23 protein-coding genes are annotated in these 24,101 nt (G+C 63.3%); 10 read left to right on the forward strand and 13 right to left on the reverse strand.

Annotated elements, in window-relative coordinates:
• The first annotated feature begins 59 nt into the window (after nt 1–59).
• The 5 genes from CH305_RS10795 to CH305_RS10815 all read left to right on the forward strand — a co-directional run bounded on the left by CH305_RS10795 (nt 60) and on the right by CH305_RS10815 (nt 4,620).
• The gene (locus CH305_RS10795; protein ID WP_032380646.1) at nt 60–671 is read left to right on the forward strand and encodes a TetR/AcrR family transcriptional regulator; all 612 of its coding nucleotides are present in this window, start codon (nt 60–62) and stop codon (nt 669–671) included.
• 76 nt (nt 672–747) lie between these two features.
• Nucleotides 748–2,775 (forward strand): phenylacetic acid degradation bifunctional protein PaaZ, encoded by a 2,028-nt coding sequence (paaZ, locus tag CH305_RS10800; protein ID WP_094703680.1) that lies wholly within the window; start codon nt 748–750, stop codon nt 2,773–2,775.
• Nucleotides 2,772–3,089 carry an EthD family reductase gene (locus CH305_RS10805; protein WP_094703681.1) on the forward strand — a complete coding sequence of 106 codons (318 nt, stop codon included), beginning with the start codon at nt 2,772–2,774 and terminating at the stop codon, nt 3,087–3,089. The genes paaZ and CH305_RS10805 overlap by 4 nt, the downstream gene beginning before the upstream one ends.
• A gap of 23 nt (nt 3,090–3,112) precedes the next feature.
• Nucleotides 3,113–3,481, forward strand: coding sequence for a hydroxyphenylacetyl-CoA thioesterase PaaI (gene paaI / locus CH305_RS10810; RefSeq protein ID WP_179278263.1), 369 nt, complete (start codon nt 3,113–3,115; stop codon nt 3,479–3,481).
• A 29-nt stretch (nt 3,482–3,510) separates the two neighbouring features.
• Nucleotides 3,511–4,620 carry a CdaR family transcriptional regulator gene (locus CH305_RS10815; protein WP_094703682.1) on the forward strand — a complete coding sequence of 370 codons (1,110 nt, stop codon included), beginning with the start codon at nt 3,511–3,513 and terminating at the stop codon, nt 4,618–4,620.
• Here the strand turns inward: CH305_RS10815 and CH305_RS10820 are convergent.
• Nucleotides 4,604–6,013: an FAD-binding oxidoreductase gene (locus CH305_RS10820; protein ID WP_094703712.1), complete on the reverse strand. Its 1,410-nt coding sequence runs from the start codon at nt 6,011–6,013 to the stop codon at nt 4,604–4,606. The two genes, CH305_RS10815 and CH305_RS10820, sit on opposite strands and share 17 nt — an antisense overlap.
• A 295-nt stretch (nt 6,014–6,308) precedes the next feature.
• Between CH305_RS10820 and CH305_RS10825 the strand changes: the two genes are divergently transcribed.
• Nucleotides 6,309–7,610: an MFS transporter gene (locus CH305_RS10825; RefSeq protein WP_094703683.1), complete on the forward strand. Its 1,302-nt coding sequence runs from the start codon at nt 6,309–6,311 to the stop codon at nt 7,608–7,610.
• An 87-nt stretch (nt 7,611–7,697) separates the two neighbouring features.
• Here CH305_RS10825 and CH305_RS10830 read toward each other — a convergent pair whose 3' ends face one another.
• From CH305_RS10830 to CH305_RS10845, 4 genes are all read right to left on the reverse strand, one after another.
• On the reverse strand, nt 7,698–7,991 hold the full coding sequence (locus CH305_RS10830) for a helix-turn-helix domain-containing protein (protein WP_094703684.1): 294 nt from the start codon (nt 7,989–7,991) through the stop codon (nt 7,698–7,700).
• Nucleotides 7,988–8,392, reverse strand: coding sequence for a VOC family protein (locus CH305_RS10835; protein WP_094703685.1), 405 nt, complete (start codon nt 8,390–8,392; stop codon nt 7,988–7,990). The genes CH305_RS10830 and CH305_RS10835 overlap by 4 nt, the downstream gene beginning before the upstream one ends.
• A 99-nt stretch (nt 8,393–8,491) precedes the next feature.
• Nucleotides 8,492–9,418: a zinc-binding dehydrogenase gene (locus tag CH305_RS10840; protein ID WP_094703686.1), complete on the reverse strand. Its 927-nt coding sequence runs from the start codon at nt 9,416–9,418 to the stop codon at nt 8,492–8,494.
• Nucleotides 9,419–9,549: 131 nt separating this feature from the next.
• Complete coding sequence (locus tag CH305_RS10845; RefSeq protein ID WP_037154798.1) at nt 9,550–10,428, reverse strand: LysR family transcriptional regulator; 879 nt, start codon at nt 10,426–10,428, stop codon at nt 9,550–9,552.
• A 285-nt stretch (nt 10,429–10,713) separates the two neighbouring features.
• Here CH305_RS10845 and CH305_RS10850 point away from each other — a divergent pair, with 285 nt between their 5' ends.
• Both CH305_RS10850 and CH305_RS10855 read left to right on the forward strand, forming a co-directional pair.
• Nucleotides 10,714–11,784, forward strand: coding sequence for an isocitrate/isopropylmalate dehydrogenase family protein (locus CH305_RS10850; protein ID WP_037154796.1), 1,071 nt, complete (start codon nt 10,714–10,716; stop codon nt 11,782–11,784).
• Nucleotides 11,785–11,873: 89 nt separating this feature from the next.
• Nucleotides 11,874–12,857 (forward strand): D-isomer specific 2-hydroxyacid dehydrogenase family protein, encoded by a 984-nt coding sequence (locus tag CH305_RS10855; RefSeq protein ID WP_094703687.1) that lies wholly within the window; start codon nt 11,874–11,876, stop codon nt 12,855–12,857.
• 110 nt (nt 12,858–12,967) lie between these two features.
• On the opposite strand, the gene hppD is transcribed toward CH305_RS10855, so the two are convergent.
• On the reverse strand, nt 12,968–14,173 hold the full coding sequence (gene hppD, locus CH305_RS10860; RefSeq protein WP_037154790.1) for a 4-hydroxyphenylpyruvate dioxygenase: 1,206 nt from the start codon (nt 14,171–14,173) through the stop codon (nt 12,968–12,970).
• A gap of 207 nt (nt 14,174–14,380) precedes the next feature.
• Here hppD and CH305_RS10865 point away from each other — a divergent pair, with 207 nt between their 5' ends.
• Nucleotides 14,381–14,905 (forward strand): Lrp/AsnC family transcriptional regulator, encoded by a 525-nt coding sequence (locus CH305_RS10865; RefSeq protein WP_094609220.1) that lies wholly within the window; start codon nt 14,381–14,383, stop codon nt 14,903–14,905.
• 86 nt (nt 14,906–14,991) lie between these two features.
• Here CH305_RS10865 and lpdA read toward each other — a convergent pair whose 3' ends face one another.
• The 4 genes from lpdA to pdhA are packed head-to-tail and all read right to left on the reverse strand — an operon-like array spanning nt 14,992 to nt 19,746.
• Complete coding sequence (gene lpdA / locus CH305_RS10870; RefSeq protein ID WP_094703688.1) at nt 14,992–16,365, reverse strand: dihydrolipoyl dehydrogenase; 1,374 nt, start codon at nt 16,363–16,365, stop codon at nt 14,992–14,994.
• Nucleotides 16,362–17,633 carry a dihydrolipoamide acetyltransferase family protein gene (locus CH305_RS10875; RefSeq protein ID WP_094703689.1) on the reverse strand — a complete coding sequence of 424 codons (1,272 nt, stop codon included), beginning with the start codon at nt 17,631–17,633 and terminating at the stop codon, nt 16,362–16,364. The genes lpdA and CH305_RS10875 overlap by 4 nt, the downstream gene beginning before the upstream one ends.
• On the reverse strand, nt 17,630–18,634 hold the full coding sequence (locus CH305_RS10880) for an alpha-ketoacid dehydrogenase subunit beta (RefSeq protein WP_037154779.1): 1,005 nt from the start codon (nt 18,632–18,634) through the stop codon (nt 17,630–17,632). Before CH305_RS10880 ends, CH305_RS10875 begins: the two co-directional genes overlap by 4 nt.
• Nucleotides 18,631–19,746, reverse strand: a complete 1,116-nt coding sequence (gene pdhA, locus CH305_RS10885) for a pyruvate dehydrogenase (acetyl-transferring) E1 component subunit alpha (protein WP_094703690.1) — start codon at nt 19,744–19,746, stop codon at nt 18,631–18,633. Before pdhA ends, CH305_RS10880 begins: the two co-directional genes overlap by 4 nt.
• 158 nt (nt 19,747–19,904) lie before the next feature.
• On the opposite strand from pdhA, the gene CH305_RS10890 reads away from it, so the two are divergent.
• Entirely contained in the window at nt 19,905–20,390 is a 486-nt protein-coding gene (locus tag CH305_RS10890; protein WP_052058764.1) for an Lrp/AsnC family transcriptional regulator, read from the forward strand.
• Nucleotides 20,391–20,496: 106 nt separating this feature from the next.
• Here CH305_RS10890 and CH305_RS10895 read toward each other — a convergent pair whose 3' ends face one another.
• The 3 genes from CH305_RS10895 to CH305_RS10905 form a co-directional block, all read right to left on the reverse strand.
• Nucleotides 20,497–21,876, reverse strand: a complete 1,380-nt coding sequence (locus CH305_RS10895; protein ID WP_094609224.1) for an SLC13 family permease — start codon at nt 21,874–21,876, stop codon at nt 20,497–20,499.
• Nucleotides 21,877–21,949: 73 nt separating this feature from the next.
• Entirely contained in the window at nt 21,950–22,825 is an 876-nt protein-coding gene (locus CH305_RS10900; RefSeq protein ID WP_094609225.1) for a hydroxymethylglutaryl-CoA lyase, read from the reverse strand.
• Nucleotide 22,826: 1 nt separating this feature from the next.
• A complete protein-coding gene (locus CH305_RS10905) occupies nt 22,827–24,050 on the reverse strand; it encodes a CaiB/BaiF CoA-transferase family protein (protein WP_037154770.1) in 1,224 nt (407 codons plus the stop codon).
• Nucleotides 24,051–24,101 lie beyond the last annotated feature (51 nt).

Raw genomic sequence — 24,101 nt, forward strand, 5'->3', positions numbered from 1 at the left:
TGGCAAGGTTTGCTGCCCACGGTGCTGTGGAATCGGGCGCCGACTGAGAAGATGTGGCAATGACAACCGCACGCGCGCCGCGCAAGACCGGACAGCCAGGGCGGCCGGGATACGACCTGGACTCGCTCTTGGCAGTGGCGGTCAAGGTCTTCAACGACCGTGGATACGACGGCACCAGCATGGAAGTTCTGGCGAAGCGGCTCGGCATCACCAAGTCTTCGATCTATCACCATGTGTCCGGCAAGTCCGAGTTGCTCGAACTCGCGTTGTCGCGGGCTCTCAATGCGCTGTTCGCCGTGACGACCGAGGATCGGGCCACGACCGGGCGATACATCGACCGCCTCGAATACCTGGTGCGTCGCAGCGTGGACATCCTGTGTGCGGAGCTGCCCTACGTGACGCTGCTGCTGCGAGTCCGCGGCAACACCGACGTCGAGCGCCGGGCCCTCGCCCGTCGACGCGAGTTCGATTCTTTCGTCACCGGGCTCGTGGTGGCCGCCGCCGAGGAGGGCGACCTGCGTCCAGGGGTGGATCCGGCCCTGGCGTCCAAGCTCGTGTTCGGCACGGTCAACTCGCTCATCGAGTGGTACCGCCCGCGCACCGGCGGATCCGTCGAGGAATTGGCCGACGCCGTCGTGGCCCTGACCTTCGACGGACTGCGCCGCACGTAGGGCGACGAGTCTTGACATCTCGGCGTTCGACGGCGATGGTAATTACCGACCGAACGTACGGTGAGATGGAGGCGTTGTGAGCAGACTTCTGGAAAGCTATGCCCAGGGCACGTGGTATTCCGCAACCGATGAGGGCGCGCCGCTGCTGAGCGCCGTCGACGGCAGCGAGATCGCCCGGGTGTCATCCAGTGGACTCGATGTTGCGGGCATGATCGACTACGCCCGTACCGTCGGAGGGCCCGCGCTCGCAGCCCTGACGTTCCACGAGCGTGCAGCCCTGCTCAAGCAACTGGGCCTGACGCTGATGGCAGGCAAGGAGGAGTTCTACCAACTCTCCCGGCACACCGGAGCCACCACCCGCGATTCCGGCGTCGACATCGACGGCGGATTCGGAACCGTGCTGAGCTACGCGAGCAAGGCCCGACGCGAACTCCCTAACGAGACGGTCTATCTCGATGGCGCGATCGAGCAGCTCGGTAAGAAGGGCACCTTCCTCGGTCAGCACATCTACACCTCGAGGCGCGGCGTCGCCGTCCAGATCAATGCGTTCAATTTCCCAGTCTGGGGCTTCCTCGAGAAGCTGGCCCCCGCGTTCATCGCGGGCGTGCCGTCGATCGTCAAGCCTGCCAGCCAAACTGCGTACCTCACCGAGCTGGTGTTCCGCCGGATCATCGAGTCAGGGTTGCTGCCCGAGGGTTCGGTGCAGTTGCTGTGCGGCAGTGCCCGCGGTGTGCTCGACCACCTCGGCGGCCAGGACTCGGTGGCCTTCACCGGATCCGCCGATACCGCTGCGACCCTGCGTTCTCATCCCAACGTCGTGGGCGAAGGACTGCACTTCACGGCCGAGGCGGATTCCCTCAATGCTTCGATACTGGCATCCGATGTGGCACAGGACGATCCAGAGTTCGATCTCTTCGTCAAGGGTGTCTTCACCGAGATGACGTCCAAGGCCGGGCAGAAGTGCACAGCCATTCGCCGGGTGCTGGTTCCGCAGGACTCTGTCGAGCTCGTCATCGAGGCACTGAAGACCAAGCTGGAGAAGGTCGTCGTCGGTGATCCGGCCGACGAGGGGGTCACCATGGGTGCCCTCGCCAGCATCGATCAGCGAGACGAAGTCCTCAAATCCATTCGTGGACTGACCAAGTCCGCATCGGTGGTCTTCGGCGATCCCGACGCGGTGGATCAGCGAGCAGGCGCGTTCATGGCACCGGTGCTGCTGAAGGCCGGCGACAAGGCCGCGCCCGAACCGCACGAGATCGAGGCGTTCGGGCCGGTATCGACCGTCATCGGCTACGACGGCACCGCAGACCTGCTCGATCTCGTAGCCCGCGGAAAGGGCTCTCTGGTTGCATCTCTCGTGACCAAGGACTCGACCGTCGCGCGCGAGATCGTTCTGGGCAGTGCCCCGTACCACGGCCGCATCCTGGTGCTGAACTCCGAGGACGCGAAAGAATCGACCGGCCACGGATCGCCACTGCCGGTCCTGGTGCACGGCGGGCCGGGCCGAGCAGGCGGCGGTGAAGAACTCGGCGGTATCCGCGGCGTCCTGCACCACATGCAGCGCACGGCAATTCAGGGGACACCGGACGTCCTGACGGCCATCGGCAACAAGTGGGTCGCCGGGGCGAAGCAGACGACCGGCGAAGTGCACCCGTTCCGAAAGAACCTCGGCGAGCTGAAACTGGGCGACACCATCATCGGTGGACCACGACAGGTCACGCGTGCGGACATCGATCATTTCGCCGAGTTCACCGGCGATACCTTCTATGCGCACACCGATCCCGAAGCGGCAGCGGCCAATCCGCTGTTCGGCGGCATCGTGGCGCACGGCTACCTGGTGGTCTCGCTTGCCGCAGGGCTGTTCGTCGACCCCGCACCGGGCCCCGTCCTGGCGAACTTCGGCGTCGACAGTCTGCGTTTCCTGACGCCCGTCAAGGCCGAGGATTCGTTGACGGTCACGTTGACGGCCAAGCTCATCACCCCGCGTCAGAGCGCCGACTACGGCGAGGTGCGATGGGACGCAGTGGTCGTCAACCAGGACGGCGATCCCGTAGCGACGTACGACGTGCTCACTCTCGTCGCGAAGCCCGAGGCTGCATCATGAGCGTACGAGTGGCCGTCTGTTACGGAATGCCCGAGGATCCTGCCGCATTCGATCGTCACTACGCCGAGGTGCACGTGCCCCTCGCGCGTGCAGTCCCCGGACTGGTCGACTTCACCTGGGGCACGCTCGACTCGCTCGACGATTCACCACCGCTGTACTACGCGATCGCGAGCCTGTACTTCGCGGACGAGGCATCGCTGAAGGCAGGATTGGCCTCGCCCGAGATGAAGACCGCGGGCAAGGATCTGCGCAACTTCGCAACCGGTGGCGTCACGATGTTCACCCAGAACGAGCAGTCGGTGTTGCAGCCGTGACGGATTCGATGATCGCGCGAGAGATGTTCGAGGTCGACGCGGCGTCCCGCAAGCTCGGCATCGAATTGATCGAGCTGTCACCCGGCCACGCGAGGATGTCGATGGTCGTGACCGAGGACATGGTCAACGGCTATTCGATCACGCACGGTGGCTACGTCTTCCTGCTGGCGGACACAACGTTCGCGATGGCTTGTAATTCGCACGACGATTCGGCCGTCGCGGCACGTTGTGACATCCGATACCTCCGTCCGACGAAGGCCGGGGACGTGCTGGTTGCAGATGCCGTCGAGCGTGCGCGGTTCGGCCGGAACGGCCTGTACGACGTGTCGGTGACGTGTCGAGACGAGCTGGTCGCCGAATTCCGAGGTGACAGTCGCACCGTGGCCAGGTAGTCGGATTTGCTCGGAAGTACGGTGAGTCGATGACCACTGCCGATCTGTCTGCCTTGGCCGACGTCACGGCGGCTGCTGTGGGCGGCGCGGTATCGGTGATGGACCCGGCCGGCTACGTCGTGGCCTACTCGTCGCTGCCCGGGCAACCGATCGACGACGTGCGGCGCGACGGGATTCTCGGCAAGCAGGTTCCGGCCGAGTACATGGCGCACCATACCGACGAGGAGTTCCGGCGCAGTTCCACTGTGCGGATCGTCGCCGTAGCCGGGGTGCTACCTCGCCTGGCCGTGCCGGTAACCAGTGGCGGCGAATATCTCGGTTCGATCTGGTGCATTGTCCCCACCGCGGCGGTATCGCGGCCCGAGCCGGCCGCGATGGCTGCACTGCTACGGGCAGCAGCCGAAGCAATACCGTTGCTGAGTCAGCGACCGCAGGCTGTGGGTGTCGAAAAGCCCAGGGCACGTGAACTACTGACCGATCCAGCAGCCGTCACACCCGAGGGGCAGCTGTACACGGTGCTGGCGACCCGGGTGCAGTCGGACAGGCCGGAAGCCACCGCGTCGCGACTGCGGGGGATGCTCGACCTGATCTTCGGGCAACAGCTCGACTCGGGTGCTGTCGTGATCGACGGCGCTGCCTTCCTCGTGATGCGTTCCGAAATCCCAATCACCGTAGACGAATTCGAGCACCTTCGACGCAGGGCTGTATCTGCCCTCGGAATTCCGGTGACGTTCGCGCTCGGTGGGCCGGACGAGCGCCCGATGACTGCTCGAGTGCATGCGCAGTGGGCGCTCGACGCCTGCGAGGACGGTTCTCCGACCATCATGTTCGAGGACGTCCGAGTCCAAGCCACGCTGCGCAGGGCAGGGGCAGCTCTGTCGGAGGTGTCGTTGGCGTTGCCTGCCGTCGAACGGATGCTTTCCTGCGATGCTTCGGAAGGTACCGAGTACGCCGCGACGGTGCTGGCGTTGTTGGCGCACGAGTCCAACGTTGCCGCCGCAGCTGCATCGCTGTACCTGCACCCCAACACCTTCCGCTACCGACTCCGGCGTACCAAGGAGTTGTTCGGTCTCGATCTCGACGACGCGGACACCCGGTTGCTGGTCTGGATGTCGCTACGGCTCAGGGCCGGGCGGTGAGGACCTTCCCGGGGTTGAGCAGGTAGTGCGGGTCGAGCAATTCTTTGATGCCGCGCTGCAGTTCCGCTGCAACCGAGTCGAGTTCGGTCTCGAGAAGGTCCCGCTTGAGCAGTCCCACCCCGTGCTCGCCGGTGATGGTTCCACCGAGTGAGAGGGCGAATGCCGCAATCTCGTCGAACGCGCTGTGCGCCTTCGTCAACGATGAGGGGTCGAGGGGGTCGACGATGACCGTCGGATGGATGTTCCCGTCACCGGCGTGGCCGACGACTCCGATGACGATACCCAGCCGGTCTGCGACCCGACCCACCTCGTCGATCATCGTGGCGAGTTGTGAAATGGGAACGGACACATCGTCGACCAACGGCGAACCGAGACGCTCGAGTGCCGGGTACGCCAGTCGACGGGCCTGCACGAGCTGCTCCGATTCGACCTCGTCCTCGGCAACGGCCACATCGGTCGCACCGGCTGCGGTGCACAGTGCGGCGATAGCCTCGAGCTCCTCCACAGCGCCTGCGCCGATGTCGGATTGGGCGATCAGCACTGCGGCTGCGTCGGTGCCGAAGTCCATCCGGGCGTAGGCGTCGATCGCGGCGATAGTGGTGCGGTCCAACAGCTCGAACAGGCTCGGGGTGATACCTGCTGCACGAATCCTCGACACTGCCTCTCCTGCAGCGACAGTGGAGGGGAAGGTCGCAGCCATCGTGAGTGGTACGGCGCTGGGGAAATCGAGGCCGACGGTGGCCTCGGTGATGATGCCGAGCGTTCCCTCGGAGCCGACGAACAGCTCGGCCAGAGATAGCCCAGCCACGCCTTTGACGGTGCGTCGACCGACGAACGTGGCGCGGCCGTCGGCGAGTACGACGCGCAGTCCACGGACGAATCGTGCTGTGACGCCGTATTTCACGCAGCACAGGCCGCCGGCGTTGGTGGCGATGTTGCCGCCGATCGTCGACGCCTCCCAGCTGGATGGATCAGGGAGGTACGTCAGTCCCTGCTGCACGGCAGCATCTTTCAATTCTTTGTTGGTGACACCGGGTTGCACGACGGCGGTGCGGTTGACGACGTCCAACTCGACGATCTTGTTCATGCGCCGGGTATTGAGGGCCATTGCTCCCACGCTGGCGTTCGCTGCTCCGGCCAGGCCGGTCAATGCACCCTGCGGCACAACGGGAATGCGGTGTGCCGACGCGATTTTCATGATGGCCTGCACGTCCGATTCCGTGGTCGGCAGTACCGCCACCAGTGGCAGGGTGGATTCGCACAACGCTGCGGCGTCGTGCCGGTAACCGGCGAGAATGTCCGGGTCGGTCACCACCGCGTCGGCACCGAGGGCGCGCATCAGTTCGTCGATGACGTGAGAGTGGTGAACGAGAGTCGACGTGGGTGCGGCCATGAGTTCGAGTATGACCGGCGTCACTGTGGACGTCTGCGTCGTTTCGGACGAAGCGACAGGCCCCGATCGGTAGTTTCCGACGAAGTGCGTCCATCGCCTTGTTATGTACGCGACCACCTTGACAAACTACGGTGGCGCCGGTCACAGTAATTACCGACCGAATGGACGGTGAGTTTTATCCGATTCTGCGCTTGCACCTAATCGCCGTCCTTCACCCATCGCAACCCGCCCCGCCCCACTCCGAACGGCCGCTCGATGCCCGAGCGCCGGAGCCCGAACGAAACGAGACAAGTCGATGTCAACTCAGGTCGAGACGCCCACCGGGGTGTCGCGTGAGCATCGCCGCGCCGCCATGGCCAGCATGGTCGGTACCACCGTCGAGTGGTACGACTTCTTCATCTACGCGCAGGCGGCGTCGCTCATCTTCGCCCAACTGTTCTTTGCGCCCATGGGCTCGTCCGGACAGCTGGTCGCCTACGTGACCATCGGTATCAGCTTCGTCTTCCGGCCTCTCGGGGCCATCGTCGCCGGCTACTTCGGTGACAAGATCGGCCGCAAGAAGGTCCTCATCGCGACCCTCACCCTGATGGGTGCGGCCACCGTCGGTATGGGACTGCTGCCGACCTACGCGACCATCGGCATCTGGGCTCCGATCATTCTGATAGTGCTGCGCATTCTGCAGGGGTTCTCCACCGGCGGCGAGTGGGGCGGCGCAGCTCTGATGGCCGTCGAGCACGCCCCGAAGGGCAAGCGCGGAATCTATGGTGCGGCAACCCAGATGGGTGTTCCGCTCGGCATGCTCATTGCGGTGGGAACGTTGGCACTGTGCACCGGCTTGCTCAGCGAAGAGCAGTTCGAGGCCTGGGGCTGGCGCATTCCGTTCCTCATCAGCTTCGTGCTGATCCTCGTGGGCTTCTACATCCGACGTCGCGTCGAGGAGACTCCGGTGTTCAAGGAGCTCGCAGAACGCAAGGAGCGCAACCACACTCCAGTTCGCGCACTGTGGCGTACCAACAAGAAGCAGGTCATGCTGGCTGCGCTGTCGTTCATCGGCACCAACGGCAACGGCTACATCATCGTCGGTGGATTCATCGTGGCGTACTCGACGCGTGAACACGGACTTGCTCGCGTGGATGTGTTGGTGGCCAGCCTGTTCGCGGCCATCGTGTGGGGAATTTTCACCCTCCTCGGCGCGTATCTGTCCGATCGCTACGCCCGGACCACCATCATGAACCTCGGAAACGCGGCAATGGTGCTGTGCGCCATCCCGTTCTTCCTGCTCGTCGACACCGGTGAACTGCACTGGATCTACCTGGCCCTCGGACTGTTTGCCGTCGGACTCGGACTCTCGTACGGTCCGCAGCCGGCCCTGTACGCCGAGATGTTCCCCGCAGCAGTCCGATTCAGTGGAGCATCCATCGGCTACGCCATCGGTACCGTACTCGGTGGAGCCTTCGTTCCGACCATCTCCGAGGCACTGTTCAACGGAACCGGCACCTCGATGTCGATCTCGATCTACCTGATGATCCTGGCCGCCATCTCCTTCGTTGCGACCTCGCGAATCAAAAACCGTAGGGACGAGGATTTGAACGTCTGACCCATCGATGACGACAGCCCCGCAACCAGCCGAGTTGCGGGGCTGTCGTCGTGTAGGTGGCCCAGACGGTGTTCACTCCGCGTGAGCTCAACTGACCTGTGGTGCAGCCTCTTTGCCCCATTGCTCGAGTGCGACAATTGCTTCACGCAGGGCGAGACCTCTTTCGGTCAGCGCGTACGCGCGAGTGTTGTGCCGAAGGGGGAGACGGGTCAACACTCCTGCCGCTTCGAGTTCGCGCAGCCGGGTAGCGAGCATGTTCGTCGGTACTCCGAGGTCGCGCTGCAGATCGCCGTACCGTTGCGGTTCCTCGAGCAGTCGCTCGACAATGAGAAGTGCCCACCGGGCACCGACGATGTCGAGGGCGGCGGCGAGGTCGCTCATTCGGCCGTATCGGTGTCCGGCTTCATCCAGAACGGCGAGTAGTGGTAACCATCGAGGTCGTCGAACTGACGTTGGTACATGAAGGCGTAGTCATCGGTGTCTCCGATCCGTCCACCTGCAGCGCCGGCACGCTCGATGAGCTCGTCGACTGCCTCGCGGCTGCCGAGGTCGAACGAGACCGTGACCTTCGACGGTGTGTCGGGTCCGCCGATGAGCTCCTCTGTGCCGCCCACGCTCGCATACATCTCGCGGCTGCCGAGCATGACGTACTGCCCCGGAGTGATGGCGAAGCACGACACGTTGTGGTCGGACATCTCGGCGTTGAGCGTCCAGCCGAGAGCTGTGTAGAAGGACGTTGCGCGCTCGACGTTCTCGACGGGACAGGTGATGAACAGGCTCATGGACTAATGCTTGCAAAATGCAAGTGCGACGTCAAGGGTCGTGCCCGCTGACCGTTTGGCATGTCACCGTGTTGTCCTCGAGTGATCGATGATGCAGTTTCAGTGGGAGATAGTGAGTACGGCTTTACCTCCGGGCAATTCGCGTCGTTTCATCAGTTCGATGACATGAGTGAGTTCCGACCAATCGACGGAGTATCCCGGTGTCGGATCGATGCGGCCGTCGGCGGCCAAGCTCACGAGCAATTCGAGGTCTTCGTGTTCGGGGTACTCGACTGCATACGACATGTAGTTGGTGATCGTCGCGCCCTCGTGCCCCATGAAGGAGAAGACATCGAGCTCGGCCTTGGTGCCGGAACTGTTGCCGATCATCACCAGCGTGCCCTTGGGGGCCAGCACGGACAGTGCGGCTTCGAGTGCTGCACCTCCGACGGATTCGATGATCAGATCGAAGGGACCGGATGCGTTCGATGGAGTGGCTGTGACCTCGGTTGCCCCGAGTTCGACCAGTTCACTGGCTTCGTTCTCGCCGGCTGTAGTGATCGCTGTGACCGACGCCCCGGCAGCACTTGCCAATTGGATCTGAAACCGACCCACGCCGCCGTTGGCGCCGGTGATCAGGACCTTGCGTCCCAGGAGGTCGCCACCCAAGCGCACGGTGCGTAGCGCGGTCAGTCCCGCCATCGGTAGAGCGGCAGCGATGTTGGTGCCCAACGTATCTGGGAGGACTGCCATTCGATCGGTGCGCACGGCTGCGAGTTCGGACCATCCGGCTCCGTCGACCATTCCGACAATCGGTGTGCCTACTTGGGGTCCGCTCCCGTCTGCGGCCGCATCGATCACGACGCCACTGATGTCCTGGCCGGGTCGCCAGCCGTGGCCTCTCGCGGCCATGAGGGACAGTTCCCCGCGGTTGACAGAGAACGAATGGATCTGCACGAGAGCCTCATCGGCGGCCGGCTTCGGATCTTCGGCTTCGAGACGTTGGATGGGAGTATCAGAGTCGGGGGTGTTGATCGTCGTGTACATCGGCGTATCCGATCTCGTCGTGTGGTCACACCGAGAGGGTGTGAATCTGTACGACGACGAGTCAACGCCGATCCGTCGGTGTGAACCAGAAGCAATTCGTGCACTCAGCGTTCACGAAAAGCAATCGGAGGTCAGATGTGGGCGCACGCTTCGGCCAGGGCGTCGACGAGCGTGGTCCGTTCTCGTACCGCCAGCCACATCTGCACGACCATGCCGGGATCGGTCACGGGCCGGAAGGTGACGCGTTCGGTCGACATCGCTTGTGCTGAGCCCTCGTACATCGCTGTCCACGATGGTGGTCCCGAGCCGAGTTCGAGCACTGTTGTTTGTAGGTCTCGGAATGGAATTCCCGTGCCCGGCTCGAACCCGGAGTCCGCACAGGCACGGAGCACGGTGGCGGCGAAGGCGGGGTTCTGCTCGGACGGAATCAGGCGCAGCGGAAGGTCCGCCAGATCCGCTAGCGCTAGATCGGGTTTGGAAGCCAGCGGGTGGCGCGTGGGAATCGCGACGACGATCCGGTCGACCCAGGCCGGAATGAGGTTCAGGTCCTGGTCGTTTCTGGGCAGGCGAACCAGTGCGGCGTCGAGTGCACCCGAACGGACGGCGTCGAGTTGTTCCCATACCTGCCCGATTTCCAGTGTGACGAGCAGATCGGGAAAATGTGTTCCGAGGTGGTCCAGCAGTAGATCGACGCGTTTGCCTGACCCGCCTGCTATTCCCAATCGAAGATGCGGTGGTGCGTCGGACTCGTCGGAGCGAGATCGCACAGCCGCAGCGGCATGTGACACAGCATCGAGCACTGCTCGAGCTTCTGGGACCAGCCTGCACCCCGCGGCGGTCAGCGCTACTTGGCGTTTGGACCTGTCGAACAGCGGCTGACCCAGCTCGTGTTCGAGTCTTCGTATCTGTTGACTGACCACGGCCTGGACCACGTGCAATCGCTCCGCCGAACGGGCGAAATGCAGTTCTTCGGCGACCACTAGAAAGTACCTGAGCTGCTTGATCTCCATGTCGAGAACCGTCCCCTGCTCGGACTCCGCGTTCGTAGAACCTATCGGTCGGCATCCAGCGTGTACCGCAAGGGCGCACGAAGGAAAGCCGTCGTTCGTCAGTGCGGAGCGTGGTTCCCATCGCTGTACACGGTCGCTTGTGAGGCGAGTCACGCGCTGCTACCCTTCTTATCAGAAGACAGTAATCTAATTCTCATTTAATGAGAACCAGTAGGGGTTATCGAAAGAGCCTCTCCTTTCCCATCCGACAGTCCAGGCACGTGCGACAAGCGAAGCAGGAGAACAGTGACTCGATACGACATTGCCGTCATCCCCGGCGACGGAATCGGAACCGAAGTGGTGGATGCCGCCCTGACCGTCCTGAAAAAATGTGAAGCGCGCTACGGGTTGGAGATGGAATACGCATTCCATGACTTCAGTGCAGATCTGTACCGCCGCACGGGGCGCAGGATCACCGAGGCGGACATGGACGAGATAGGAAAGTCCGACGCCGTGTTGTTCGGCGCGATGGGCCTACCTGATGTCCGTGATCCCGAAGGGCTCGAGCTCGGCGCTCAGGTCGAAATGCGCGCGCACTACGGACTTTTCTCGAGTCTCCGGCCGGTTCGGCTGTTCCGAGGAGTCGATAGTGCTGTGAAGGCGGAACACATCGACATGCTCGTGATTCGCGAGACGACCGAGGGCATGTTCGCTGGATTGGCCGACGTGCACGAGCCCAGCGACGAGCAGGCGAGCGATCGGATGACGATCACCCGGGCCAATTGCGAGAGGCTCTTCGCAATGGCCTTCGGGCAGGCGCGGGAGCGCCGCAAGAGGGGAACGCCGGGGCACGTGACGTTGCTGCACAAGTCGAATGCCCTGCGCAGCAATGTCCTCATGGAGAAAGTCTTCGACGAGGTTGCGGCGAAGAACCCCGATATCGGGAGCGCAAAGCTCTACATCGATGCGGGATCCATGCTGATGGTCACCGACCCCGGGCGCTTCGACGTCGTGGTCACCGAGAACATTTTCGGCGATATCGTGTCCGAGATCGCAGCAGGTCTCGTCGGAGGTCTCGGTGTCGCGCCGTCGGCCGATGTCAGTTTGGAGCGCGGAGTGTTCCAGCCTTCGCACGGGAGCGCGCCCGATATCGCGGGCAAAGGCATAGCAAATCCGATCGCGATGATTCTCTCTGCCGCCATGATGCTGGAGTGGCTCGGCGAACGACGCGGAGACGATCGATGCATCGCCGCCGCACGGGGTATCCAGGATGCTGTCGAGTCCGCGCTGGAGTCGGGCCCGCGGTCGCGTGATCTGGGCGGATCGGCAAGTACCCAAGATGTAGTGGAAGCGGTCGTCGACGCTCTGCCGGCCTGATCCAGTGCGGCACCTCGCGTGCTGCGTAGAGATCGACGAGAACCGCGGATCGCGGTTCGACAACGAACACCGAAAGTGACGCCACGACAATGAAAATTTTGTTTGTCAATCCGTTGAAGGACTACATCGACCGAATCACCGAATCCGTTCCGGATGGATTCGAGGTCAAAATCATGTCTTTGGATTCCGACGTGTCCGAGATGTGCGAGGAAGCGGCCGATGCCGACTTCATCATCTCGGGCGTCGACGTTCCGGAGGACGTGTTCCGCGCAGCAAAGAACGTCAAGTTCATCCAGTACATGAGTTCCGGCTACGGGCAACTCTCGCTCCCCGTATTGAACGATCTGGGTGTGCCGGTTGCGCAAATGAAGACGCACTCGATTTCCGTCGCTGAACATGCGCTCACGTTGATGTTGACGTTGCTCAGGCGAATTCCGGCGTCGATGGAGCTGATGAGAGAAGGAAAGTGGCGCCAAGAGCTGGACGAGACCTCGTACTCGGAGCTCTACGGGAAGACCGTCGGAATCGTCGGTCTCGGAAATATCGGTCGCTGGGTGGGCAAGATAGTCCATCACGGGTTCGGAGCCAACGTCGTCTTCTACGACAACGCCGAAATACCCCTCACCGTTTCCGAACTCATCTCGGCTCGGCAGGTCTCACTGTCGGAACTGATGGCCGTATCAGATGTCGTCTGCCTCAGTGTCCCGTTGAACGAGGAATCCGATCGGATGATCGGCCGAGACGAACTGGCGATGATGAAACGCAGCGGGGTTCTCGTCAACGTCGGACGCGGCGAAGTCGTGGACGAGACCGCACTGATCGAACTCCTGCGTGATGGCCGCATCGCCGGTGCCGGCCTGGATGTCTACCAGAGCGAGCCGCTCGACCTATCGAGCGAATTGCTTCGGCTGGATCAGGTCGTGTGCACGCCGCATATGGCCGGAGTCGGCTGGGAGAATGTCCAGCGCAGAATCGAGACCGTGTGGCACAACTTCGATACGGTCCTTCGAGGTGGTATCCCCAGCGGAGTGATCACTACGGTCAAACGTGCGGCTGTCACCGTGGATGCGTGAAGTCCGACTCTGTACCTGACCGCCGACCAGCGGGTCGTAGTTGACAATGGTGTGTCCCCGGTTCAGTGGGGACACACCATTGTTGTCTGTCGACGCAGTCCGGTCGAGGCTCAGAAGTTTCCGCGTGCGGCCTGTTCACGTTCGATGGCCTCGAACAATGCTTTGAAGTTGCCGAGTCCGAAACCGAGCGAGCCGTGGCGTTCGATCAACTCGAAGAAGACCGTGGGTCGATCCACGATGGGCTTGGTGAAGATCTGCAGCAGGTAGCCGTCTTCGTCACGATCGACGAGAATTCCGCGCTTCTGTAGTTCTTCGATGGGTGCTCGAACTTCGCCGATGCGCGCGCGGAGTTCCGGGTCCTCGTAGTAGCTGTCCGGGGTGGTGAGAAATTCGATTCCTTCGGCGCGGAGCTGGTCCACTGCGGTCAGAATGTCGTTCGTGGCCAATGCCAGGTGCTGTGCGCCGGGGCCCTGGTAGAAGTCGAGGTACTCGTCGATCTGGGATCGCTTCTTGGCGATCGCAGGCTCGTTGAGCGGGAACTTCACGCGATGGTTCCCGTTGGACACGACCTTGCTCATCAATGCCGAGTAGTCGGTGGCGATGTCCGCGCCGACGAACTCCGCCATGTTGGTGAAGCCCATGACCCGGTTGTAGAAGTCCACCCACTGGTCCATCTTGCCCAGCTCGACGTTTCCGACGACATGATCGAGTGCCTGAAAGATGCGCTTGGGTGCGCCGTCTCGTTTGACGTAAGCAGATGTTCGCTCGATGTATCCGGGCAGATAGGGGCCGTTGTACCGCGACCGGTCGACGAGAGTGTGCTGGGTGTCCCCGTAGGTGGCGATGGTTGCCGATCGGACGGTTCCGTTGTCGTCGGACGTATCGTGCGGTTCGACGAGGACGGTTGCTCCCTGCGACCGGGCGTGGGCGATGCACTTGTCGACATCGGGGACTGCGAGCGAGATGTCGATAATTCCGTCACCGTGTTTGCGGTGATGTTCGATCAATGAGCTCTGCGGGTCCACGGCACCTTTGATCACGAATCGCACTGCGCCGCTTTTCAGTACGAAGGCATGATGGTCCCGGTTACCTGTCGACGGGCCGGAGTAGGCAACCAGTTCCATCCCGAATGCAGATTGGAAGAAGTGGGCGGTCTGCGTTGCATTACCGACGATCCACACCAGTCCGTCCCACCCGCTGACCGGGAAGGGGTCACGTGCGCCGTCGTATTCCACCAGCCCGACGAGCTGCTGGAGTTGCTCGAGGTCGAGGTCTGCGAGCTGCTCTTCGTTGGTGAGCGTTTGTTCGATGGACATTGATTGTGCTCCTATCGCTGGAAGGGCGGACTGCGCAAGAGTGGATGGCCAGCCGGCGGCAGGACCGTGGCTGTGAACTCAGCAAACCCAACGATGCGGCGCTAGTCAATCAACACATCTGATGCTAGGCAGTGTGTCTGGATCGACCGGCAAAGGGCGGTTGTTGCTATACGATGTGTCCAGAAAATGTGCGGAAGGGGATAGGCGATGGCGGGGCACGGTGCGGTGACTCTCGACGAGTTGGATTTCGCTTTGTTGACTGCGATGCATCATCACCCGCGCGCAGGGGCACTGGAACTTTCTCGACTCGTGAATGTCGCTCGCGCGACGGTGCATTCGAGACTCCGGAGGCTGGAGAATGCGGGTGTTCTGGCCGGATACGAACCCCGGATCGGCCTCTCGGCCGCGGGCTTCGGGGTGCAAGCCTTCGTGACTCTCGAAATAGTGCAGGGTGCGTTGGATTCGGTCACATCGGAATTGGAATCGATCCCGGGTGTGCTGGAGGCTTTTGCGACGACCGGGGCCGGAGACGTGTTGTGCCGTATCGCTGCGGCATCCCACGACGGCCTACAAGCCACACTGATCGCCCTGAACAAGTCCGGCGTGGTGTCGAGGTCGACCAGCGTGATCGCTCTGTCGGAGATCATCTCGTTGCGAACACTGCCTCTCATCGCAACACTGAACACCGAGAAAGCAAGCAAGGCACCTGCTTTCCGGAAGGGCGAACCGTGAGCGGGACACGACCCCTGACGGGCCACCGACATCGGACGTAAGTGCTGTGTCGGTGGCCACGTCGAGAAAGGCCCGCTGCCCCCGGATCAGCTGTGCGCGTGCAGTGGCCGACCCGACAGCACCATCATCGCTTCACCGAGTGCCTCGTTCTGGGTGGGGTGGGCATGGACGAAACTGCCGACCTCGGACGGTAGTGCTTCCCATGCGACTGCGAGTTGCGCTTCGCCGATCAATTCGCCTACTCGGTCGCCGACGAGGTGAACCCCGACGACAGGACCGTCGTCGCGTGCACGAATCACTTTGACACCGCCCGCTGTGGCCAGAATGCGGCTCTTGCCGTTGCCGCCGAGGTCGTAGACCACCGACGTCACCGTGCCGAACTTCTCCTCTGCGGCCTTCTCGGTGAGCCCCACCGACGCTACCTCGGGGTGCGAATACGTTACTCGCGGAACGACATCGCCGTCGATGCGCGCGGGCGCGAGGCCGGCGATGTGCTCGGCGACGAATATGCCGTGCTGGAAACCGCGGTGTGCCAACTGATATCCCGCCACGATGTCGCCGACGGCGTAGGTGCCGTCCGTAGTGGTGAGCAGGTTGTCGTCGACTGTGACGAAACCGCGTTCGGTGGCGATGCCCTGCTCGGCCAGACCGAGACCGTCGGTGCGGGGTCCGCGGCCGACGGACACCAGCACCAGATCGGCCGTGAGGGTATCCCCGGACGACAGGGCCACCGAGACGTCGTCGGATGATTCGGTGACGGTCTCGACCTTGGTGCCGGTACGAATGACGATGCCGCGCTTGCGTAGTGCCTTGGTGAGCTGTTTCGAGGACCATTCGTCCTCACCCGGAACGATGCGATCGAGTGCCTCGACGACTGTGACCTTCGTACCGAACGATGCCCAGATGCTGGCGAATTCGATGCCGATCACACCGCCGCCGAGCACGACGACCGACTCGGGCACCCGATCCAGCGACAGTGCGCTGTCGCTGGTGAGCACCCGCGGCCCCAGTTCGATTCCCGGAATGGTGCGCGAATACGACCCGGTGGCGAGAACCAGCGAGGCTCCGGTGATGCGTCGACCCTCCACCTCGACGGTGCGAGGACCGACGACCTGGCCACGGCCCGAGACGATCTCGATACCCGGCCGCTTCAGCAGTCCCTGCAGACCTCCGTACAGGCCGGCGACCACGCTGCGCTGGTAGTCCAGTGCCGCGGGCATGTCCACCCCGGTCAGCGATGCGGTGACGCCGACATGCGCCGAGCCTCGAACTGCATCGGCGACCTCGGCGGTGTGCAGCAGCGCCTTGGTGGGGATGCATCCGCGGTGCAGACAGGTGCCGCCGAGCTTGTCTTCCTCGACCAGCGCGACCGAGAGGCCGAGTTGGTCGGCACGCAGCGCGCAGGAGTATCCACCGGAGCCGCCGCCGAGGATCAGAACATCGACGTCATGAGCGCTCATCGGACGGATCCCAATGCCACGACCGGGTTTTCGACATAGTCCGCCACCGTGCGCAAGAACCCGCCGGCCACCCCGCCGTCGCACACGCGGTGATCGAACGCCAACGACAGCTGCGCCACCTTGCGCACGGCCAATTGGCCGTCGACGACCCACGGGCGGTCGATGATTCGTCCGATGCCGAGAATCGCAGCCTCGGGATGGTTGATGATCGCGGCCGAGCCGTCGACCCCGAACACGCCGTAGTTGTTGAGGGTGAACGTTCCTCCGCTCAGGCGAGCTGCGGGGAGGGAACCGGTCCGTGCGAGCTCGGTCAACTCGGCCAGCCGCTCGGCGAGTTCCTTCAGATCTGCCTTGTCGGCCTGCGGCACAACCGGAACCATCAGTCCGCGATCGGTCTGGGCAGCAATGCCGAGCCCGATGTTCTCGTAGCGCAGGATCTCACCCGCAGCGGTATCGACGGTGCTGTTGAGCTCCGGGAACTTCGCCAACGCGATCATCGTCAGCTTGGCGAGTACCGCCAGCAACGTCACCTTGACGCCGTCTATGGAGGCGTCGAGGTCGCGTCGGGCCTGCAGCAGAGCCGTCGCATCGACGTCGACCCAGACGGTGGCCTCGGGAATTTCCGAACGACTGCGAGAGAGCTTGTCTGCGATGGCTTTACGTATCCCGGTGATCGGGATTCGAGTGACTCCGTCGGTCGAGGACGCAACCGTAGGAACATTCGTCGACAAGGCGCGCTCGACGTCTGCACGAGTGATGACGCCGTGGCTGCCTTCTGTGTCGATACTGCCCAGATCGAGACCGCCCTGCAGTGCCATGCTCCGAACGATGGGAGAGAGCACCTTCGGTGCATGTGCATGGAAAGTCGTAGCCTGGGTCGAGTTTCCGCTCACCTGCGGCGCAGCCGCTCTCCGTTTGCGACGGCCGGTGGGACCGTGCCCCGTGCCGTAGCCGATCAGCACATTTCCCGAGCCGGCTCGTTCCTCTTCGCGGTACTGCTCGTGGGCGGCGGGAACGTCGGCGACGGCACCGCCGGTGATGCTGATCAGCGGCGCGCCGACCGCGAGTGACGTGCCCTCGGCCGCATGCAGTTCGCCGACGACGCCCTCGAACGGGCAGGGCACCTCCACGGACGCTTTTGCGGTCTCCACTTCGACGACGACCTGGTCGATGGTGACGGTGTCGCCGGGCTTGACCTTCCACTCGACGATCTCGGCCTCGGTCAGTCCTTCACCGAGGTCGGGGAGCAGGAACACCTGCATGCTCATACTGTGACCGCCTTGCTGAGATCGGGTGCGTCGTTCCACTGCAGCCGGTCGATCGCGTCGAGTACGCGGTCTGCGGACGGCAGATGAAAGTGTTCGAGTTTCGGTGCAGGATAGGGGATGTCGAGTCCGGTCACTCGAAGTACTGGAGCGTGCAGGTGATGGAAGCAGCGCTCGGATACTCGTGAGGCGATCTCCGCGGCGACGCCGGAGAAGCCCTGCGCTTCCTGAATCACGATGCAGCGTCCGGTCTTGCGCACTGAGGCCGCAACGGTCTCGTCGTCGAACGGATTGAGCGATCGCAGATCGATCACCTCGACGCTCCGGCCGTCCTCCGCCGCGAACTCTGCGGCCTGCATGGCCACGGACACCGTCGGTCCGTAGGCGAGAAGCGTGACGTCGGTACCGGCACGGCGCACGACGGCCGTGCCGATCGGCTCGGTCTTGGTCAGCTCGATGTCGTCCTTGGAGAAGTACAGCCGCTTCGGTTCGAGAAAGATCACCGGATCGGGATCGGCGATGGCGTCGCGCATCAGCGAGTAGGCGTCGGCGACTGTGGACGGCGAGACGACCTTCAGGCCAGGAGTGTGCGCGTAGTAGGCCTCGGACGAGTCGCAGTGGTGCTCGACGCCGCCTATGCCGCCGGCAAATGGAATCCGAATGACCATCGGTGCGGTCAGCGAGCCACGAGTTCTGTTGCGCAGCTTGGCCACGTGGGAGACGATCTGCTCGAAAGCCGGGTAGGCGAACGCGTCGAACTGCATCTCTACGACGGGCTTGTAGCCCGACATCGCCATCCCGATCGCGAATCCGACGATGCCCGACTCGGCGAGCGGGGTGTCGAAGCAGCGGTCGTCGCCGAAGTCGCGGGTGAGGCCGTCGGTGACGCGGAAGACGCCGCCGAGGGTGCCGACATCCTCGCCGAACACGACGACCTTCTCGTCCTCGGTCAACGCATCGCGCAGGGCGGCGTTGAGGGCTCCGGCCATGGTCATCGTGGTCATGACAGTTCTCCTGCTGCGATCTCGGCGGCGATCTGATTGCGCTGTTCGATCAGACCGGGGGTGGGGGAGGAATAGACGAACCGGAAGAGGTCCTCGGGGTCGACATCCTGCTCTGCGTTCATGCCTGCCCGAAGCGCCGCGGCATCCGCGTCGGCGGAGACGGTCATCTGCTCGCGGAGTTCGTCGGTGAGAACCCCCTGGGCACGCAGGTAGGAATCTAGGCGCGAGAGGGGATCTCGGGCCAGCCAGCCCTCGACCTCGTCGGCCTTGCGGTAGCGGGTGGCGTCGTCGGCGTTGGTGTGGGCGTCCATGCGGTAGGTGTGCGCCTCGACGACCACCGGTCCCTTGCCTGCGCGGACGTATTTCACGGCCTCGTCCATCACCGCCATCATCGCGACGGGGTCGTTACCGTCGACCTGCTCGCTACCGATGCCGTAGCCCACGCCCTTGTGCGACAACGACGGCGCGGCGCTCTGGCGCGCCAGCGGAACGCTGATGGCGAATCCGTTGTTCTGGACCAGGAAGATGACCGGGGCGCGGAACACCGCGGCGAAGTTGAGAGCCTCGTGGAAGTCACCCTCGCTGGTGGCACCGTCTCCGCAGAACGCGAGGGCGACGGTGTCGCGTCCCTGCTTCGACTCGGCGTATGCGAAGCCGGTCGCGTGCAACAACTGTGTTGCCAGAGGCGTGCATTGGGGAGCGACCTTGTAGGCGGCCGGATCGTAGCCGCAGTGCCAGTAGCCGGCGAGCATGCCGAGCAGCTCCACCTGATCGACTCCACGCGCCGCGAGAGCCATCGAGTCGCGGTAGGTAGGGAACATCCAGTCCTGCGTGTCCAGGCACAATGCAGCCGCGATCTGGCAGGCCTCCTGTCCGCGGGCCGACGGGTAGACCGCGAGGCGGCCCTGCTTGGTCAATGCTGTTGCCTGCTGGTCGAATCGGCGGCCGTGCACCATCGAGCCATACATTTCCAACAGGCGTTCGTCGGACGGCCGCGCATAGCGTGCGGCGCTGTCGACGCCCGTCCCGTCCGGTGCGAGATATTGCACGGGACGGTCGGCGGGCATGAACTGTTGGTAGGACGTTGCCGGAACCTTCTCGACGGTCGTCATGGCGCACTCTCCTGAAATTGGCTTGTAGGGCGATTCTGGCCGATAGCGTCATGTGGAATACCTAACGGCGTAAAATTGCAGACATATGGCTGCCGACGATGGATCAGAGTTGAAATATGTCCGATCGGGGCGGTGAACTGACGCAGAGGAGCGGACGAATGGACGAGGTCTCGAAGCGAGTGGAACTGGACGACACCGATCGCCGCATTCTCACCGAACTCACCGCCGACGGTCGGATCTCCATGCGGGTACTGGCAGATCGACTGAATCTCTCTCGTGCACATACCTATACGCGAGTGGACAGGCTCAAGGATGCGGGCGTCATCGAGCGGTTCACCGTGCAGGTCGACCACGCGGCATCCGGACTCGGGACCTCTGCATTCATCGCGCTGTCGATCCGTCAGGATTCGTGGCGCAGCGTGTCCGAGGGGTTGCGATCGATGGAGTTCGTCGACCATTTCAGTTTGCTCGGAGGGGATTTCGACGTGCTGGTGCTCATCAGGACTCCCGACAACGAGAGTCTGCGGCAAGTGGTGCTGGAGGGGCTGCAATCGCTCGACGGCGTTCGGGCGACCCGCACGTGGTTGATCTTCGACGAGGACCGAGGCGGTCTTGGGCGCACGAGGCCGGCCACCGAACGCTGATCGCCCGATCCGGTCGAGTCACGCACTACCGCCGAGACGCCGAAAGCCCCTGCCTACCAACCCTCTACTGAGTGAGGGGTCGGTGAGCAGGGGCTGTGCGATCGGGTCAGATGACCGAGGGGGCGACCACCGTCAGCAGCCACACCGTCGGTGGGGCGATGAGAACGACGAGTGCGCAGTACCCCATCATCTTTCGCTGGAACCGGGCCTTGTCGTCCACTCGGGCTTCCGCCAGAACCATGACCCCGTTGGTGGAGAACGGGCTGACATCGACCACGGTCGCCGAGAAGGCAATGGCAGCAACGAATCCGATGGCTCCGAGTTCACCGGCGGCGAGCAGCGGTGCGGCGAGAGGAAGAGCGATGCCGATGGTTCCGATCGATGATCCGAATGCCGAGATGATCGCTACCGCGTAGCACAGGATGAGCGCCGTCAACAGGGGGGAACCGAGGGCCGACGCAGCGTCGCCGAGGAATCCGAGCGTGCCGTTCTGGGTCATGACCGCCATGTACGTCTGAACACCGCAGACCAGGACCACGGCAGGCCAGGCGATGTTGTCGACGACCTTGGGGTGAGTCTTGGGTGTCAGCAGCAGCAACACGACCGACACACAGATTGCGCTGACTCCGATGTCGAGCCCCAGGCTCACGGACAACACGACCAGGGCCGCGATGCCGAGCAGAGTGAGTACTCGGATTCGGTTGAGCGGTACGGTCTCATTGGGAACTGTTGTGATAGAGGAGGATTCGATGTGATCGACCTCGACCTGTACGGAAGTGCCGCCCCCGCTACCCTCGGGCAGTCCGGTGTAGCCCGGGCGCGGGCTCGACGGTACGGGCAGTCCGCCTTCGTTGTCGCGCAGGTCCTGGACATCGAACGCGCGGGTCCGATCACGAATGAGGTCACGGCCGAGTACGAGGAACAGCACGAGGGCGATGAGGGTGTTGAGCACGAACGGGATGAGGAACAGAGCCAGCGGATGTGAGCCCACGCCGGTGGAGTCCATCAAGCCGTTGACGAAGGCACCGTAGAGGTTGATCGGGGAGAAGCAGCACGCGAGAGCCCCATGGCTGACGACCATGCCCATCAGGAAGGGATTGATGTTGTTGCGCTTGGCCAGTGGCATCGCGATCGGTGCCAGCATGCCCACGGCAAGAACGGATCCGAGGGCCATCAGCAGACCGGACAGCAGGAACATCATCCACAGGATGGCCCAGCGCCGTCCGCCCACGAGTCGGAGAGATCGATCGATGACGACATCGATGGTGCCGTTGGCTTTGGCGATGGCGAACAGCAAGGTGATGCCGCCGACGATGATGAAAGTGCTTCCTGGGAAGGCATCGATCACATCCTCGACAGGGATGCCGGATATTGCGCCACCGACGACGAATGCGCCGGCGAAAGCGAGCAGACCCATGTTGATGGGTGTGATCGTGGCGACGGTGAAGATTGCGATCAAGGCAATGATCGAGATTGCGTAGACCATGGCTGGCCTTTCGGACGGGGGATGAGGTGAGCCGCGGGGAGCGCGGCGGGTGTGGGCTGGTTGCCCAACGAAATCAGTGTGTGGCGGTGGAAAGAGGTTGCGCTCTCGCGACGACATCGCGAGCCAGATCGGCCGCGGTGCCCAGAGATACAGGGTCGATTCCGGTGTCGATTCCGGCACGATGGAATGCTTCCACGAGCTGCTCAGTCGCAAGGTTCCCGTGTGCGCCGGGCGCGAAGGGGCAACCGCCGTAGCCGGCAAGTGCGCTGTCGAAGTGTTCGATCTCGAGGTCGAGTACGGCACGTACTGCTGTTTCGAGGGCCTGATCGTGAGCGTTGTGCAGATGGAGGCTGATTGTCAACTCGGGCAGGGCTGTTCGGACGGCGTCGACACCGGTCAGTACCTGATCGGTGGTGGCGATCCCCAAAGTATCCGCCAGACCGAGGCTCGATACGCCGGTGTCGGCCATTCGTTCACACACCTCGACGAGCCGCTCGGGCGTGATGACGCCGTCGAACGGACACACGAACGCGGTACTGACACCGCCGATGAACGAGCGGTCCGGATACGTCGAGACGGCGGAACTCAGGTCCCGTAGCGCGTCGTCGGGGGATCGGCCGGCGTTGGCGCGGCTGTGCCCCTCACTGGCCGACGTGACGATCTGGATCACGTCTATGTCCGTCTCTGCGGCGCGATGGACGCCTCGGCCGTTCAATGTCAGTGCACTGTAACGGGTTCCGTCTCGACGGGGCGCGCGTGAGATGACCTCCTCGGCGTCGGCCATCTGCGGCACTCTGGTGGCCGAGACGAACGACGCGATCTCGAGGGACGTAATTCCCGACGCAAGGGTGGCGTCGAGTACGGCGAGCTTGTCCTCTGTGGGGACGATGCACTTCTCGTCCTGCAAACCGTCGCGGAGATAGACGTCGGTGATGTGTACGCGTGGCATGTCAGATGACCTTCCGCGCGCGGAGGTCGTCGAGCTGTTCTTCGGTGAGACCGAGTGTGCGGCCGAGGACATCGTCGGTGTGCTCGCCCAGATCCGGGCCGGCCCACTTGACGGTCGTGGTGGTATCGCCGAAGCGCGGAACCACCCCGGGAAAGCGCACTTCCTCGGTGCTGCCCGGTTCGACGGAGACTTTCAGCGCCTGCACCATCCCGCGTGCGAGATAGTGCTCGTCCTCGGCGATCTGAGCGGCGTCGAACACCTCTCCGACGGGAACGCCTGCGGCACCTAGCTCGCCGACGACCACGCTCGTCGGGCGTGCGCCGGTCCATGCAGAAATGGCACCGTCGAGTTCGGTCTCACGCTCGAACCGCCCGACGCCGTCGGCCAGATCGGAGTCGTCGGCAAGGTCCGGCCGGTCCACGGCCGTCATGAGCCTTCCGAACACGCTGCTCGAATTGCCCGCGATCATGACGCTTCCGTCCGAGGTCGGATAGATCCCACTGGGGACCACGCCGGGCAAGTTGCCCGCGGTCCGCTGGCGAACGGCACCGTACGCGTCGTAGTCCGGAACCAGTGACTCCATCGCCATGAAGACGGCCTCGTACAGCGCGACGTCGGCCACCTTCGGCCGAGAGTGATCTCCGCTGCGTTCACGTGCCAACAACATCACCAGAGCTCCCACGGCTCCATGCAACCCGGCCAGGACGTCTCCGACGGGCGCAGCCGCCCGCACCGGCTCGCGATCGGCGTGTCCGGTGACGTGGCGCAGCCCGCCGAATGCCTCTGCGACCCCGCCGAACCCGGCTCGGTCGCGATGAGGCCCGGTTTGGCCGTACCCCGAGATCCGCACCAGAACCACGTCGGGATTGGCCTCCTGCAGGCGGTCGGGCCCGAGACCCCAACGCTCGAGAGTGCCGGGACGGAAGTTCTCCACGACGACATCGGCAGTCTCGACCAACTTCAGCGCAAGGTCGCGGCCCTCATCGGTACGTAGATCGACCGTGACCGAGTGCTTGTTGCGGGCTATCGTGCGAAACATCATCGACGTGTCTCCGCGGTTTCGGCGCCAGCCGCGAAGCTCGTCGCCGACGCCGGGGCGCTCGATCTTGATCACCTCGGCACCGAAGTCCGCAAAAAGGCGGCTGGCGAACGGTGCGGCGATGAAGTTGCCCAGTTCGATGACACGTATTCCGTGTAACGGGCCGTTCTGGTTGTCGGTGTGCACCTGACGTCACTCCTGAGGATGTGGAGGCTGAATCGCGTGATTATCATTATT

The organism is Rhodococcus sp. 15-649-2-2, assembly GCF_002258645.1.
In the GTDB taxonomy this organism is placed as follows: domain Bacteria; phylum Actinomycetota; class Actinomycetes; order Mycobacteriales; family Mycobacteriaceae; genus Rhodococcoides.

Coding starts and splice junctions, on each gene's coding strand:
- CH305_RS10795 (WP_032380646.1), top strand. CDS start 60: ATGACAACCGCACGCGCGCCGCGCAAGACCGGACAGCCAGGGCGGCCG.
- CH305_RS10805 (WP_094703681.1), top strand. CDS start 2,772: ATGAGCGTACGAGTGGCCGTCTGTTACGGAATGCCCGAGGATCCTGCC.
- paaI (WP_179278263.1), top strand. CDS start 3,113: ATGTTCGAGGTCGACGCGGCGTCCCGCAAGCTCGGCATCGAATTGATC.
- CH305_RS10815 (WP_094703682.1), top strand. CDS start 3,511: ATGACCACTGCCGATCTGTCTGCCTTGGCCGACGTCACGGCGGCTGCT.
- CH305_RS10820 (WP_094703712.1), bottom strand. CDS start 6,013: ATGGCCGCACCCACGTCGACTCTCGTTCACCACTCTCACGTCATCGAC.
- CH305_RS10825 (WP_094703683.1), top strand. CDS start 6,309: ATGTCAACTCAGGTCGAGACGCCCACCGGGGTGTCGCGTGAGCATCGC.
- CH305_RS10830 (WP_094703684.1), bottom strand. CDS start 7,991: ATGAGCGACCTCGCCGCCGCCCTCGACATCGTCGGTGCCCGGTGGGCA.
- CH305_RS10835 (WP_094703685.1), bottom strand. CDS start 8,392: ATGAGCCTGTTCATCACCTGTCCCGTCGAGAACGTCGAGCGCGCAACG.
- CH305_RS10840 (WP_094703686.1), bottom strand. CDS start 9,418: ATGTACACGACGATCAACACCCCCGACTCTGATACTCCCATCCAACGT.
- CH305_RS10845 (WP_037154798.1), bottom strand. CDS start 10,428: ATGGAGATCAAGCAGCTCAGGTACTTTCTAGTGGTCGCCGAAGAACTG.
- CH305_RS10855 (WP_094703687.1), top strand. CDS start 11,874: ATGAAAATTTTGTTTGTCAATCCGTTGAAGGACTACATCGACCGAATC.
- hppD (WP_037154790.1), bottom strand. CDS start 14,173: ATGTCCATCGAACAAACGCTCACCAACGAAGAGCAGCTCGCAGACCTC.
- CH305_RS10865 (WP_094609220.1), top strand. CDS start 14,381: ATGGCGGGGCACGGTGCGGTGACTCTCGACGAGTTGGATTTCGCTTTG.
- lpdA (WP_094703688.1), bottom strand. CDS start 16,365: ATGAGCGCTCATGACGTCGATGTTCTGATCCTCGGCGGCGGCTCCGGT.
- CH305_RS10875 (WP_094703689.1), bottom strand. CDS start 17,633: ATGAGCATGCAGGTGTTCCTGCTCCCCGACCTCGGTGAAGGACTGACC.
- CH305_RS10880 (WP_037154779.1), bottom strand. CDS start 18,634: ATGACCACGATGACCATGGCCGGAGCCCTCAACGCCGCCCTGCGCGAT.
- pdhA (WP_094703690.1), bottom strand. CDS start 19,746: ATGACGACCGTCGAGAAGGTTCCGGCAACGTCCTACCAACAGTTCATG.
- CH305_RS10890 (WP_052058764.1), top strand. CDS start 19,905: ATGGACGAGGTCTCGAAGCGAGTGGAACTGGACGACACCGATCGCCGC.
- CH305_RS10895 (WP_094609224.1), bottom strand. CDS start 21,876: ATGGTCTACGCAATCTCGATCATTGCCTTGATCGCAATCTTCACCGTC.
- CH305_RS10900 (WP_094609225.1), bottom strand. CDS start 22,825: ATGCCACGCGTACACATCACCGACGTCTATCTCCGCGACGGTTTGCAG.